13 protein-coding genes are annotated in these 13526 nt (G+C 60.5%); 2 read left to right on the top strand and 11 right to left on the bottom strand.

Annotation, left to right across the window (positions count from 1 at the left end; all coding sequences use genetic code 11):
• On the bottom strand, positions 1-203 hold a 203-nt coding region (locus ABJF10_RS05575; RefSeq protein WP_348543540.1), incomplete at its 3' end, for a hypothetical protein.
• Positions 204-634: 431 nt separating this feature from the next.
• Positions 635-1264 carry a hypothetical protein gene (locus tag ABJF10_RS05580; RefSeq protein ID WP_348543541.1) on the bottom strand — a complete coding sequence of 210 codons (630 nt, stop codon included), beginning with the start codon at positions 1262-1264 and terminating at the stop codon, positions 635-637.
• 123 nt (positions 1265-1387) lie between these two features.
• On the opposite strand from ABJF10_RS05580, the gene ABJF10_RS05585 reads away from it, so the two are divergent.
• Entirely contained in the window at positions 1388-3757 is a 2370-nt protein-coding gene (locus ABJF10_RS05585) for a tetratricopeptide repeat protein (RefSeq protein WP_348543542.1), read from the top strand.
• 82 nt (positions 3758-3839) lie between these two features.
• Here the strand turns inward: ABJF10_RS05585 and ABJF10_RS05590 are convergent, their stop codons facing one another.
• From ABJF10_RS05590 to ABJF10_RS05600, 3 genes are all read right to left on the bottom strand, one after another.
• Positions 3840-4694: an alpha/beta hydrolase gene (locus ABJF10_RS05590; protein WP_348543543.1), complete on the bottom strand. Its 855-nt coding sequence runs from the start codon at positions 4692-4694 to the stop codon at positions 3840-3842.
• Between the two features lie 165 nt (positions 4695-4859).
• Complete coding sequence (locus ABJF10_RS05595) at positions 4860-5543, bottom strand: hypothetical protein (RefSeq protein WP_348543544.1); 684 nt, start codon at positions 5541-5543, stop codon at positions 4860-4862.
• A gap of 379 nt (positions 5544-5922) precedes the next feature.
• A complete protein-coding gene (locus ABJF10_RS05600) occupies positions 5923-6132 on the bottom strand; it encodes a hypothetical protein (protein WP_348543545.1) in 210 nt (69 codons plus the stop codon).
• Positions 6133-6261: 129 nt separating this feature from the next.
• Here ABJF10_RS05600 and ABJF10_RS05605 point away from each other — a divergent pair, with 129 nt between their 5' ends.
• On the top strand, positions 6262-6831 hold the full coding sequence (locus ABJF10_RS05605; protein ID WP_348543546.1) for an NYN domain-containing protein: 570 nt from the start codon (positions 6262-6264) through the stop codon (positions 6829-6831).
• 115 nt (positions 6832-6946) lie between these two features.
• Here ABJF10_RS05605 and ABJF10_RS05610 read toward each other — a convergent pair whose 3' ends face one another.
• From ABJF10_RS05610 to coxB, 6 genes are all read right to left on the bottom strand, one after another.
• Entirely contained in the window at positions 6947-7312 is a 366-nt protein-coding gene (locus ABJF10_RS05610; RefSeq protein WP_348543547.1) for a nuclear transport factor 2 family protein, read from the bottom strand.
• Between the two features lie 49 nt (positions 7313-7361).
• Positions 7362-8813, bottom strand: a complete 1452-nt coding sequence (locus tag ABJF10_RS05615) for a cytochrome b N-terminal domain-containing protein (RefSeq protein ID WP_348543548.1) — start codon at positions 8811-8813, stop codon at positions 7362-7364.
• Between the two features lie 3 nt (positions 8814-8816).
• Positions 8817-9350, bottom strand: a complete 534-nt coding sequence (locus ABJF10_RS05620; RefSeq protein WP_348543549.1) for a Rieske (2Fe-2S) protein — start codon at positions 9348-9350, stop codon at positions 8817-8819.
• A gap of 198 nt (positions 9351-9548) precedes the next feature.
• Positions 9549-10325, bottom strand: a complete 777-nt coding sequence (locus ABJF10_RS05625) for a cytochrome c oxidase assembly protein (RefSeq protein WP_348543550.1) — start codon at positions 10323-10325, stop codon at positions 9549-9551.
• A complete protein-coding gene (gene ctaD, locus ABJF10_RS05630) occupies positions 10322-12550 on the bottom strand; it encodes a cytochrome c oxidase subunit I (RefSeq protein ID WP_348543551.1) in 2229 nt (742 codons plus the stop codon). Before ctaD ends, ABJF10_RS05625 begins: the two co-directional genes overlap by 4 nt.
• The gene (gene coxB, locus ABJF10_RS05635; RefSeq protein ID WP_348543552.1) at positions 12547-13479 is read right to left on the bottom strand and encodes a cytochrome c oxidase subunit II; all 933 of its coding nucleotides are present in this window, start codon (positions 13477-13479) and stop codon (positions 12547-12549) included. The genes ctaD and coxB overlap by 4 nt, the downstream gene beginning before the upstream one ends.
• Positions 13480-13526: the final 47 nt, after the last annotated feature.

Raw genomic sequence — 13526 nt, forward strand, 5'->3', positions numbered from 1 at the left:
GCTGCCGACGCGAGAATTTCAAAGCGTGAAATATCCGGGTTAAGGCACCTTAAATTCGCTTCTTTTCTTTGCTTGGTGACGCTGCCAGCCGTGGCAACCGCCGAGCGTCCAGGCGCTGAGGTTGGCGTCGCGAGGGGTAGGCTAAGTGCATTGCGGAAGGCCTCGGGGAACCGGGCGATCTCGCGGTTGCGGGTGGGATTCATGCCTGTTTTTGTTTCGGTGGGATCGGGTGGGATCGGATGGGGTTACCTCTGTAAATCGGGTGGGATCGAGGTGGGATCGAGGTGGGAGGAGGAGCGGGAGCACGGGGAGCCACTGGGAGCGGCGGTTTTCCAACCGCCGGGCGTCGCACCGGCGAAGCCCCCCCCCGGAAAGATGACACTCCGCGCGGCTGGCTTGGTCGACGATTGGGAAATCGCCGCTTCCAGTGGGCGCCATCCGGGGCGTCGGTGACGATAGGTCTGGGTCGGATGCGTGCACATGGCCCCATGGAAACACAACTCGCACTAAAAAGTGCATCGCTCCATTGGCTCTGTTGGCTCCATTGCGGAAAATCTACTCTGCGCGTCTCAAAACAGAGCCGCGGGAGCAGGAAGGCGCCTCTCATTCCTTCGGCGCTGTCCCCCCAGTTGCTTCAGTGCATCTCGGTGATGAGCTTGCGCACGCGCCAGTGCCCGCCGATCTGCTCCAGTTGCACGCGCCACCAGAAATTGCTCGCCACCTTTCCCTCGATCGCGGGTCCGAACAGGCTCTTCACCTCCTCACCCCGGGCATTCCGGCCCCACTCCACGGCCGGGGTTCCCCGGTCGTACGAATCCCGCACATATCCGCAAAACGCATGGAAAGCGTTCCACTCATCCGCGCTGGGTTTCTGCTTCATGAGGACACCGTGCGTCACCAGCACATCGCGGTCGTTGGCGTCTTCCGGCTGGGTGGCCGGGGCGTTGCGCCCGTCATCGCTGATCCAACCCGGCGGACCGAAGATTCTCTTTGACTCCGATGCCGTCAGATCCTGCAGGTAGATCCGCTGAATGCGCTCAAAGACGATCTCCTCCGCGCATTCCTTTTGCAACGCGTCCCAATTCCCTGCCCGCAGCACGGTGACGACCCGAGCACATGACTTTGCAAAAGAATCGTCCGCGCGCGCCGCCAGCGGGCCAGCCATCACCGCGACTATCACGAAGAGGCGAAGCAGGCGTTGCAGGGTGCCGTGAATGGAATAGTCGCCACGGTACAGTGGGCGAGGGGACTTTGCATCGTTCATCGTATTCTCTCATACGTCGCGAATTTGCAGTCTCTGACAGAAAGTTAGCCCTCACATCGCAAGGCGCCGCCCGCGAAGGAGGTATCTTGGAGTGATTCCCTCGCCAGCGGGACCAGAACAGCGTTGCCAAAGATCATCATTTTCAGCCGCCGCGATTTTTGCTTTGCTTTCCGCGTGGTGTCGCGTCCGGTCATCTTTATCTCGGCGGTCAGTAAGGAGCTGAAAAGTGCGCGGCAACTCGTCGCCAATACTCTCCTGCAGCTTGGCTACGAACCAATGTGGCAGGACATCGCCGGGCTGGAGCAGGGAGACCTCCGTGCTGTCCTCCGAGAGAAGATCGATGAGTGCGCAGGTCTCATCCAACTCGTCGGCCACTGCTACGGCCTCGAACCCCCCGTGCCGGACGAGCAATTTGGCCGCGTCAGCTACACCCAGTTTGAAGCCCGTTACGCCCGTGAGCGCGGCCAGAAAGTCTGGTATCTACTCCTCGACGAAACCTTCGCTGACGATCCCCAAGAAGTCGAACTCGACGAACCGCGTGCCCTGCAAGCCGCCTACCGCCAGCGAATCTGTGCCGACGGTCACCTTTACCATCCCATCGCCACTGCCGCGGATCTAGAGGTCAAGGTTCTCAAGCTTCGCGATGAACTCACCCCCCTCCGTCGGCGCGGGAAGCAACGGGCCGCGCTTATACTTGGGCTCCTTATCTTGAGCATCGTACTCGGTGTGTGGATGGTGGAAAAGCAGACCCAGATCGACGATACTGCCACCGATACGCAGCATGGCATGGAAGAGATCAAGACCATCGTCGCTGATCCGGTGGTACTGCGGGCGAAACTGGAGGAAAAAATCGACGTAACCTTTGATCGCAAGCGGGACGAATTGCTCACGGCCAAGGCACCGACCTCGGAGATCGATGCGATTTACCGCTGGCGCGATCGGGCCAAGGAGCAGGTGGCCGAAGGGGTGGCCTTCATCACCGCACGGGCCGCGAACCCGAATTCGCCGATCGTTTCCGAGGCTGTGAGGACACTTAACGAACGCGGAGTGGACGCGGCTCTGGAATTTCTCGATGCGAAGCTGAAGTCCGATCGCCAGCGGCGCAAGGAGGAGGGTTTCCAACTCGCCGAGGCTTCGCTAATGAAGGCCGAGTTGCATGAGTCGCGCTTCGAGACCGAGGAGCAGGAGCGCGCTATTCGCGCTGCCCTCGGCGACTTTCCAGAATGGTGGAAGCCGCACAGCGAATTGGGGAGAATTCTCTATCGCCGAGCCCAATGGGAGGCGGCGGAGGACGAATTCAGAACGGCGGGAAACAAAACGATACCAGCGGGAGCTGAGTTCTTTGTGCTCAGCGACCTCGGGCAGGTTTATCAGGCTACGAACCGGCTCAAGGAGGCGGAGTCGATGATGAACCGCGCGTTGGAGAATGCCGAGAAGAGCGGGGACAATCCTAAGATTGCCGTCGGCCTTACCAATCTCGCGGCCCTATATTTTAACACGGCGAGGCTAACAGAGGCGGAGCCGATGATGAAGCGCGCCCTGGAAATCGATCAGAGATACTACGAAAAGGACGATCCCAAGGTCGCTGCGGATTTGAATAACCTCGGACAATTGTATCAGGCTAAGCACCGGCTAACGGAGGCGGAGTCGATGATGAAGCGAGCTTTGGAGATCGATGAGAGGAGCCCAGGCCGGGATCGTCCCGATGTCGCCAGAGACCTGAGCAACCTCGCGCAGTTGTATATCGAAATGAACCGGCTGGCAGAGGCGGAGTTGAACATCAAGCTAGCCCTGGAGATTGATACAAAGAGTTACGGGCCCGAGCATCCCGAGGTGGCAACGGATCTCACCAATCTCGCGCAATTGTATCAGCGTACAAAACGGGCGGAGGAGGCGAAACCGTTGATGGAACGTGCTTTGAAGATTGATGAAAATAGTAATGGGCCAGAACATCCCAGTGTCGCCAGAGACCTAAACAACCTCGCGCAATGGTATAGGGATTTGAATCAACTGGCAGAGGCGGAGCCTTTGCTACGTCGGAGTTTGCTAATCAAACTCAAGTCTTCTCATGCCGCCGGGCACATGCTTTCCAACCTCCCAATCGGAGTCACCAACTACCAGTCGCTGCTTACGGCGTTAAGCGTCCCAGAAGCAGAGATTTATCCGCGTATCGCTGCTGTCGTGCAGGAGGCAGGATTTGGCCAACTTGAGACGGAGAACCTGCTGGCCTCAATCCTGTCCGATGTGGTCGTAAAGCAGGTCCTTGCCGGGGGTGGAGGTGAGGGGCTGGGTATCCAGGTGGGTGATATCGTGCGCCGCTACAATGGCCATGCAATCAGCAAGGGTGCGGAGTTTGTGAAGCTAGTGGACGAAGGAAATGGCGACGCCATACCGCTGGAAATTCAGCGGGGGGACGATACCGTGAAACTTACCGCCAAGCCCGGCCGCTTGGGCTTGATGCTGGAAGATCGCCCGAAGCCGCCGCCCAAGTAGTTAATCGGTCCGAAACTTTGGAAGTCTCTCAGCTGGCCAAAGGGCTCGGTTGAGGATTTCGGCCTTTTATCCGCCAGAAAAGTCACTTGCCCACGTAACCCATGGCCCGCAGCCAGTCGGCGCAGCGGTCGGGCCATTCGTTGATGGGGTGGCCGTCCTTGCGCATGCCGAAGCCGTGGCCGCCGTGGGTGAAGATGTGCAGCTCGGCGGGGAGGTTTTGCTGCTTGTAGGCAAGGTAGAGCAGGGTGGCCTCGACGGGGTTGGTCTTGTCGTCGTGGGCGACGAGGAAGAAGGCGGGCGGGGCGTCGGCGGGAACGCTGAAGCCGGGGCGGAACTTGCTCTTGTCGGTTTGGTCGAGGAAGCCGCCGCCGTAGATCATGACGATGAAGTCGGGCCTCGCGTCGGTGTCGTATTCCGGTTTTTGCGGATAGGTGCGCTCGGTGCGGTCGAAGGCTTCGTGTCCGGTGAGATTGCCCCCGGCGGAAAAGCCCAGCAGGCCGGTGCGGGTGATGCCCCATTCGGTGGCGTGGTGGCGAATCAGGCCGATGGCGCGCTGGGCATCCTGGACGGGCTTGTCGTAGGGCGCGGTTTCTTCATTGGTGGGCGTGCGATAGCTGAGCAGGGCGGCGGTGACGCCGATGGAGTTGAGCCATTCGCAGACGGCGGTGCCCTCGTGCTTGATGGAGAGGAAGCGGAAGCCGCCGCCCGGGGCGACGACCACGGCGGTGCCATTGGGCTTTTCCGGGCGATAGAGGGTCAACGTCGGGTCGGTGATGTTCGTGACGACGTTGGGATTGGGCTTCTGATTCGGATCGGCCGGCTTGATGGACATCTGCCCCGGCGCGCCTTCCGGCCAGAGCTTTAGCGTCATGGGATCGGCGGCGAAGGCGGAGGCGGCGAGGAGGATGAAGGCGAGGGCAGGGGAGAGGAGTTTCACGCGGAATGTTGAGTATGGTGCGATCATCATCACAAGCGGGGATTCTTAGAGCCTGTCGTGCGCTGTGTGGCGCGCGCCCGGCGACGACGACAAAAAAGGTGGCCGGGTTCAATGAACCCGGCCACGAGAGAAGTGTGTCGCTTCGAGGGCGACTCCGAAGTCAGGCTACAGCCCGGGGTTGTTCGTGCTGGCGACGAGCGTGGGCTTTTCTACGCGGGCGTAGGCGCCGATGAAGGGGAGTCCGCTGGGCCAGGCGCAGCGATAGTCGCTGACGTAGCCGGCCGACGTCCGCAATTCCACATGGCCGGGACCGGCGCCGCCGTAGACGATGACGGAACCGATGGGAGCGCGGGCGGCGCTGCGCACGGGGAGCTTCACGAAGCCGTATTTGTTCACGAGCTCGCTGCCCGCTTGCTTGGCAAAGGTGCTCTGCGGATAGCTATCGACGCTGCCCGACGCGACCAGGGCTTCTTTCACATAGCGCCAGCAGAGGCGCGTGGAGTGCGGCTCGGCGCGATGCTCGGCAATGCTGCCAGCCTTGAGCATGACCGGATTGATGGCGGCATCACGAATGGCTGTGGGGACCGGGCCGTAGTTTTTGCCGGCGGAACGTTTGCCGCGGGAATGCGGGCGCGGAGCTTCCGAAGCACCGCCAAAGGTGCCGCCGTGGGTCGAATCCCAAGAAGACCAGCCGGAGGGGGACGAGCCCTTCTCGGACCAGCCCATCGAGGAGGATGTCCAAGGGTTTGAAGCGAGGCCGCTGACGCTACCAGCGAGGAGGACAAGGCCGGTCAAGGCAAGGCGGCGGAAAGAGGAAGGTGAGGAGTTGTTTTGAGGAGTGGTTTTCATGGGGCAGAGTTGAGAAAAGTCTCACCATTGCCTTAGCAGCCCGTGTGCTTGCCCATTTTAGGGAAGTACTGTAGGCCGACCCGGGAAGGTCCGAATTGGTGCGGTTCAACAGTGTGCGGAGCTGGCCCTCGGCGTCGGCAGCCCAGAGGCACGGCTTTTGTGGACGCCCGCTTTTTGTATCGGCAGGTCGTTCCCATTCTCAGATTTGCTCTACCGAAGATGGTTGGGAGGGCGAGGGACGAGAGGCCGCTAGTCCTTTCGTGCGATGCTGGATGACGCCGGAGGCGTAGGAGCGTGCTAGCCCCGCTCGGTTCACTCGACCTGGGGGCTACTATTCTCTGGTCCCTTCGGGACATGGTTCCGCAACCCGCGGAAAAGCCTACGCCGCGACTTTCAGCAGCGCCGCCGGGTCGCCTTGGCCGGTGGCCACGAGGTAGTCGTGGTATTGCGTTTGGAAGCGTTCGAGAAGGCTCTCCAACTCGGCGCTGATCTGCTTTTGCAAAAACGGAATGGTCGTCTTTTCCAGTCTTTCCTCCCGGATATCGATGACCATGGCAAGATAAGTAAGCATGGGAGGCAGAGTGGGCATGGATGTTTGTTTAGCACATGACATGCCCGCCGATGGCGGAACGCAACGGCGGGCCTCAAGGAAGGGTTGGCGCTGCTTTTGGAGTTGTTCCGTGTCTTTTTTCCGGTCTCCAGCCATAATCGGTGACCCGTGACCAAATCACCGTCTGCCCCGCCCGCGAAACGCTCCTCTCCCGACCTGCTGCCGAAACGGAGAGTGCTGATTTTCGTGGATGAATCCAACGTCACCAGCTCCGCCAAGACCGCCAATCGCAAACTGGACTGGCTCGCGCTGCGCGATCATCTCGTCCAGGAACGGGAACTCATCGAGATGGTGGTCTATGCCGGCCTGCCGCCCGCGATGACGGAGTGGCAGACTGAGCGGGACAAGAAGAACAAATTCCTCTTCTGGCTTCGCTCTCACGGGTTCCTCGTCGTCGAGAAGGACGGCTCACCCGCTGACGCGTCGCACTACAAGGCGAACGTCGACGTGCTCATGGCGATCGATGCCATCGAGCTCTCCACGCAGATGCAACCCGACGTGGTCATTCTCGTCACCGGCGACGCCGACTTCGCCCACCTCGCCTTGCAACTCCGCCGGCGCGGCATTCGGGTGGAAGTCGCTTCGCTCGCCCAGACACTTGGCTCGGCGCTCAAGACCTCGGCCAATGAGATCATCGACCTGGCGCCGATCCTGGCCACGTTCGATCCTTTAGTGTGAGGAAGGTGCGGCGTGGTAATCGTGCTGCATTCCGGAACAGAAGCAGGGGAAAACGCAGACCTGTCGCCGAGCCTCCAGTCTGCGTTTTAACTCCCCAACCCGCACCTGAAAGCGCCTAGTGCTTGTGAAACACCTTGTTCATGATGGTCCAGCGGCCTTCGATTTTCAGCAAGGTGAAGAAGTCGGTGAAGCGGTAGCCCGTCCAATTCTCGATCTCCAGGCGGACCACCGCGACCGTCTCCGCGATGTCCACGTGGGTGATCTGGGTCTTGATGTCGGGCGCGGGTCCGTTGGCGTCGTCCCAGTCGAAAAGCTTTTGGATCGGGCCGTTGAAAGGTTCCCCGTCGAAGAAGCCGAAAATGTAGGCATCCTGGTGAAAGACCTTCCGCATGGGAGCGGAGTTTCCGGTCCGGGCGGCTTCGACGTAACCCTCAATGGCGGCGCAGACGGCTTGGTATTCGGCGACAGAAGTGGAGCTCATGGCCTCCCTTGTAGCGCGCGTGGACTGCTCAAGCAATCGGCGCGGCGCGCTACCGGGGAGGAGGTTCACCCTTTTGCAAAAGGGTGCGCGCGTCTTTGCCGCTCGAGGTGCGGGATTGGAGGAACGCGACCAGATCGTCGATTTCTTGCGGCGCGAGCGTGCTGCCGAAGGCCGGCATGTTCGTTCCGCCGTTGACGATGCGGATGATGATGTTGTCCCTGGTCAAGAGGCCGCCGATATGACTGAGATCCGGGCCGCGGCGTCCGCCATAACCGTCGATGAGATGGCAATTCAGGCAACCTTTGTCGTGAAAGGCTTTTGCCCCGATGAAGATGGGGCCACTGGCGGCGCCGATGACATTCGGCGGGAGCGGCTGCGCGTCGAAATCCGGCGACCATGGCGACTTCGCACCGACGATCCAAAGCGAGCCGATCATGGTGACGGTGAGCAGAACGACGGCGATCGACCACGGCCGGCGTGCCGGGCTGCGCTCGCCTTTGTTACTCAAAATCGGCGCGATCAGCAGCAGCAGGCCGATGAACACCGGTGCGAGAATCATCACCGCGCTTTCCATCTTCGGTGGAATCAGCGCCAGGACCGCGAAATACCAGAGCAGGTACCAGTCTGGCTTTGGATCGGCCTGGAGCACGCTGGGATCGGGTGGTTTGTCGAGCTGGGGTGGCCCGATGAAGAAGGCGAGCAAGGCGATGGCAATGAGCAGACCTGTGCCGAAAACAACATCGCGCCAGGCGCCGTACGGCCAGAACGGATGGCCGCTTTTTTGTAGCAACTCTTCGTATTCTTTGCGGTAGGTCTTGGGATCGACGGGCTTGCCTGGCGTGGGTGGTTCGGAAATCCCGTGGCGCAGGACGAGAAACAGATGGAGGCCGATGAACGCAATGATGAGAGCGGGAATGACGAAGACATGAATGGCGAAGAAGCGGCTGAGCGTAGCGCCGCCCACGGTGTCTCCACCCAGAATGAACTTGGCGAGCCATGCCCCGATGAAGGGCACGCGCCCCGCCTGTTCGGCGGCGACCACTACGGACCAGGTGGCATTTTGATCCCAGCGCAGCAACTGCCCGGTGAAGCCCATGACCATCGTGAAGCCAAGGAGCAACACGCCGGTCGTCCAATTCATCTCCCGTGGGAATTTGTAGGAGCCAAAAAGGAAGACCTGCGCCATGTGCAGCCCGACCATGAGGACCATCGCCGATGCGCCATAATAGTGCATGCCTCGCAGAAACGCCCCAAAAGGCGCGTCCTCGGAAATGAATTTCAACGTCTCGTACGCCTGCGAAGACGACGAGATATAGGAAAACGAGAGCGCCACTCCGGTAACGACCTGCACCATGAAGGCCAGCATGGTCGCGCTGCCGAAGACGTACCACCAACCGGCATCGCGCGGGACGAGGTGTTTGGCCATCGGCCCGACGAATTCGGAGATCCCCAGGCGATCGTCCAGCCAGCGCAAGGGCGCGGTGATAAGCCGTTTCAGCATGCGCTACGTGGTGATCGGAATGGGCGCGGCCTGGATCTGCACGTCGCCGTTGACGACGCGGAGGCGATAGCGGGTCAGGGGCTTGGGCGGTGGCCCGGCGGCGACGCTGCCGTCTTCGTAATACACCCCACCGTGACATGGGCACATGAAGAGGCGTGCGTCCTGCAGCCAGCGGACCGGACAGCCGAGATGGGTGCAGTTGACGGCAAAGGCAATGAACTCGGTGTCATTCACGCGCCGCAGCCACGCGGCGGTCTTGGCCGTCACGCCGGCCCACGGCAGCGGTGAGGCGTCGATGAAGGAAACTACGACGGTCTTCCCGATTTCAAACTGGCTGACCGATCCGACAGAGCGCCACTCGCCTGGCGCCCGGCGAAAGAGCGGGGCGAGCAAAAAGCCGACGACCGGCAGACCGAGTATCGCCGCGCACAGAGCGCCGAGGCCGATGCTGAGTTTTTCGAGAAATCGGCGCCGATTAACTTCAGCAAGCGTTTCTTCGCGGGGTGGGTGAGCGGGCTCAGCGGCGTTTTCTTTCATGGCGAATTTCAAAAATCCAACCCGCAAGGGAAGCGGCAAAAACACAAACACCCACGATCACGACGACGATCGAGGTGATGAGCCCCCCGAAGATGAATGCGGTTCCAAGGGCCAGGCCGGCAGGATGAAATGTCGGTCGCGGGACGTGCTCGTGAGGCAAGGACGTCCAGCCATGGCGGACAGGTGGCTCATTTTCCATCATCGGCCTTTCTCCGCCAAGGCGGGCGCAGGCACGGCGTACCAGCGGGTGAGTTGGGCGAGAATCGCCGTGACGTAGATCAAGCACATGGGCACCCACATGAGCAGCCCGCCGATTTGCTGATCGCGTGGCATCGTCATGCCCCAGTCCTCGCGAAGCATGGGCAGGATACCCAACCGATCGACCGGTTGCATGAATATCGGGCACACTCCGGCGGGCGCGAAGGTGATGATGATTCCGAGCGCGCTGCAAGCCGTGCATGCCGTGAAGAGGTAGACGATAGCGGCCAGCGGCGGGAGACGGTGCTCCTCGCGAGGTGCCAGGACTTGCCACCAAAAAGCACTCCCCAGCGAGAGCAGCGAGATGGTTTGAACCGTAAACATCGTCGGAGAAATGGCCGCGGCGCTGCACAGCGAGGGCACATGCCAGAACCACATCGCACCCACACCGGAGATCCATCCGACGATGGGGTAGGTGAGAAAGCGGAACAGGCGTGAGACAGAAAACGACGCTGGCAGGCCGAGTAATGCGAGCGCGGGCGCGACGAGCAGCAGGAGAATGTGCTGCGCCATGTGCGCACTGAACAAGTAGCCGTTCGCCAGGGTGTGAAGCGGAGAAATCAAGGCGAGCAGGATGACGCCTACCGACGCTGCGAAATACCGGAAGCGACCCGCCTGACGGAAAGCGAGGCGCGAGCCCGCGAGCGCCGCCACACTCGCCACGAGGAGCAGCGGATTCCAGGTCCAGCCCGAAATGAGGAATTGCTCCGTGGTCATCTCAGGAGAGGAAAAATGTAAACGACCGTGAAAACCAAGACCCAAACGACATCGACGAAATGCCAGTACAGACCAACCACTTCGAGCACCACCGAGCGGCCGGCATCGAGGTCGCCCGCGAGCGCCAATCCGAGCACGACGAGCAAGGCCACCAACCCGAGGCAAACGTGCAGGCCGTGAAATCCAGTGAGCGTAAAGAACGTGGTCGCGAACAAGTTCGTGCTGATGTTGACACCGCCTCGGAGCAGGCCCCCGTACTCGAGCCCCTGGCCGACGATGAAGATGCCACCGAGCAAGATCGTCGCTCCGAGCCAGCCGAGCATCGCCCGGCGATGATTCCGCTGCTGGCTGATTTCCGTGCGCCAGAGGGTAAAGCTGCTCGCGAAAAGGCAGAGGCTGAACATCCCCGTTTTAACCAGATTGAGATCCTTGGGCCCAGGTCCGCTTCCCGGCGTGGCATTGAAATAGAGAAACGCGAGAATCAGGACGCCGAAGAAAGCGCTTTCGGAGGCGATGAATGCCAGGATGCCGACCTTGCACTTTTCCGTAACCGGTGAAACGACCTCGTCGCCTCCCACGACCGGATCTGGGTGATCGGGATTGGCGTCGTCCCAGAGCGGGCGCCGGCTATGGATCGGCGGCAGTTCATGGAAGTTTTCATGAGGCGGTGGAGAGGTGGAGGCCCATTCCAGCGTCCACGCATTCCATGGATTGTTTCCCGCTGCCGGGCCGCGCCAGAGCGTGACCAGGAGGTTCCAAACGAGGAGTAGCGCGGCGGCTGCCATGAAGAACGCGCCAATCGTCGAGATCATGTTCATCCAGCCCCAACCCGGCAGATCGGGATAGGTGTAAACGCGGCGCGGCATCCCGGCCAGGCCGAGGAAATGTTGGACGATAAACGTCAGGTTGAACCCGATGACCATCAACCAAAACGTCCATTTCCCGATGCGCTCGGAAAGCATCCGTCCGCTGATCTTCGGAAACCAATAGTAAACACCGGCGAGAATCGCGAACACGATGGCGCCAACGGCGACGAAATGGAAGTGGGCGACAAGGTAGTAGCTGTTCTTCGTTTGCCAATCGAGTGGAACCACGGCATGCGTCACGCCCGTCAAGCCGCCGCAGAGGAAATGGACGAGGAAGGCGAGGCAGAACAGCATCGCCGTGGAAAGGCGAATGCGCCCTCCCACGAGGGTGGTGCTCCAGTTCAATACTTTCACGCCCGTCGGGATGGCGATGAGCAGGGAGGCGGCAGCAAAGAACAAATCCATCGTGTGGCCCAATCCCACGGTAAACATATGGTGACCCCAAACGCCAAAACTGAGGATCGCAATCGCCACCGTTGAACCGGCGACGAATTCATAGCCAAAGATGGGCTTGCGGGAAAAAACCGGGATGATTTCGGAAACGATCCCGAAGGCCGGCAAGGCCAGGATGTAAACCTCCGGATGGCCGAACGCCCAAAAGATATGCTGCCACATGATGGGCGAACCTCCGCCGGACGGCAGGAAAAAGTGGGCATGCAGGCGCCGATCGATCAGGAGCATGGCCAGCCCCGCGTTGAGTACCGGGAGCGCGATGATGACGAGGAACGAATTGACGAAATTGATCCACGTGTACAGAGGAAGCCGGCGCAAGGTCATGCCGGGAGCGCGCAGGCACAGCACAGTGACGATGATATTGATGGAAGTGCCGACGGAGCCGATCCCAAGGACGAGCAACGCCAGAGCCCAGTAGTCGACACCCGGTTGCGAGGAGTAAGGCGTCTCGCTCAATGGAGCATAGGCGAACCAGCCCACCGCTGGGGCGCCGCCGTCCAGCATACTGAAGTGCAGCAAAATTCCACCGAGAGGGACCATCCAGAAGCTGAACGCGTTCAGGCGCGGAAACGCCATATCTCTCGCGCCGATTTGCAACGGCAGAATATAATTCGCCAGGCCGAACAGGAGCGGCATCGCCACGAGAAAGATCATCGTCGTGCCGTGCATCGTGAAGAGTTGGTTGTACGTGTCGGGGCGCAGCAGGGTGTTGTTCGGCACCGCGAGTTGCAATCGGATGAACAAGGCTTCGACCCCACCGACCACGAAAAAGAACAAGCCGGTCAGCAGGTAGAGAATTCCGATCCGCTTGTGGTCGACGGTCGAAATCCACGCGATTCGGTGATGCGCGCGATCGCCTGCAGTCAAAATCGCCCCGGGGGCCGTCGTCAGGGCAGGCCCGTTCATTTTAGCGTCCCAAAATAGGCCACGAGATCGGAGAGTTGATCGGCGCGGAATTTGAAATTCGGCATTTGCACGCCGGGTTTCACATCCTGGGGGTTCGTCAGCCAGCGGCGAAGATTCTCCGGGGTGTTCTCGACTGCGCCGGCGCCGATTTGTTTGCGGCTGGCAAAGTGGGTCAGATCCGGTCCGATGCGCGCCTCCATCCCGGTTCCTCCGATCGCATGACAACTGGCGCAGGTCATCTGCTTGAAAATCGCCAGGCCCCTCGCGGCGGCCCCGTCGACGACGGGGAGGGATGGCGCCGATTGATGGCGCTGCCATCGATCGAAACTGGATGCGTCCTCGGCGACCACCAGAAATCGCATCCACGCATGCTGCGTACCGCAAAACTCCGAACACACACCGAGATAGGTGCCCGCCTTGTCGGCTTGCAGCCAAATGTGATTCGGATGCCCCGGCACGGTCGTCATCTTGCGCGCCAGCTCCGGCACCCAGAACTCATGCAAGACATCCGCTGATTGCAATTCGACGGAAATCGCTTTTCCGACCGGGATGTGAATCTCATTGGCCGTCTTCACGCCCGACTGAGGATATTTCGCTTCCCACCACCATTGGTGTCCCACCATCACCAGGTCCGGATTCGGTGCAGGCGGCGGATCGGAAAGCCCCATCGTCCGCGCAGTCATGGCGAAGAGCATCGCGACAATGAAAAGGGGAATGACCGTCCACACGATCTCGATCGTCTTGTTGCCGGCCAGTTGCTTTGGCTCACTTTTCCCTTCCTGCCAGCGAAACCGCATGAGGCTGTAGAAAATCAGACCCACGACGAGCGCAAAAATAATGGCGCAAACGACCAGAGTGACGACGAATAAATGGGAAATCGCTCCCGCTTCCGGCGAAGCCGGATGGAATGTGGGCGAGAGGTAATTCATGATTCCGTGCCCTAAATCGCGGCTGGCAACGCGATGCTCGTCATCCG

The sequence above is a fragment of the Chthoniobacter sp. genome (genome assembly GCF_040003245.1).
Classification (GTDB): Bacteria; Verrucomicrobiota; Verrucomicrobiia; order Chthoniobacterales; family Chthoniobacteraceae; genus Chthoniobacter.

Coding starts and splice junctions, on each gene's coding strand:
- ABJF10_RS05580 (WP_348543541.1), bottom strand. CDS start 1,264: ATGAACGATGCAAAGTCCCCTCGCCCACTGTACCGTGGCGACTATTCC.
- ABJF10_RS05595 (WP_348543544.1), bottom strand. CDS start 5,543: ATGAAAACCACTCCTCAAAACAACTCCTCACCTTCCTCTTTCCGCCGC.
- ABJF10_RS05600 (WP_348543545.1), bottom strand. CDS start 6,132: ATGCCCACTCTGCCTCCCATGCTTACTTATCTTGCCATGGTCATCGAT.
- ABJF10_RS05610 (WP_348543547.1), bottom strand. CDS start 7,312: ATGAGCTCCACTTCTGTCGCCGAATACCAAGCCGTCTGCGCCGCCATT.
- ABJF10_RS05615 (WP_348543548.1), bottom strand. CDS start 8,813: ATGCTGAAACGGCTTATCACCGCGCCCTTGCGCTGGCTGGACGATCGC.
- ABJF10_RS05620 (WP_348543549.1), bottom strand. CDS start 9,350: ATGAAAGAAAACGCCGCTGAGCCCGCTCACCCACCCCGCGAAGAAACG.
- ABJF10_RS05625 (WP_348543550.1), bottom strand. CDS start 10,325: ATGACCACGGAGCAATTCCTCATTTCGGGCTGGACCTGGAATCCGCTG.
- ctaD (WP_348543551.1), bottom strand. CDS start 12,550: ATGAACGGGCCTGCCCTGACGACGGCCCCCGGGGCGATTTTGACTGCA.
- coxB (WP_348543552.1), bottom strand. CDS start 13,479: ATGAATTACCTCTCGCCCACATTCCATCCGGCTTCGCCGGAAGCGGGA.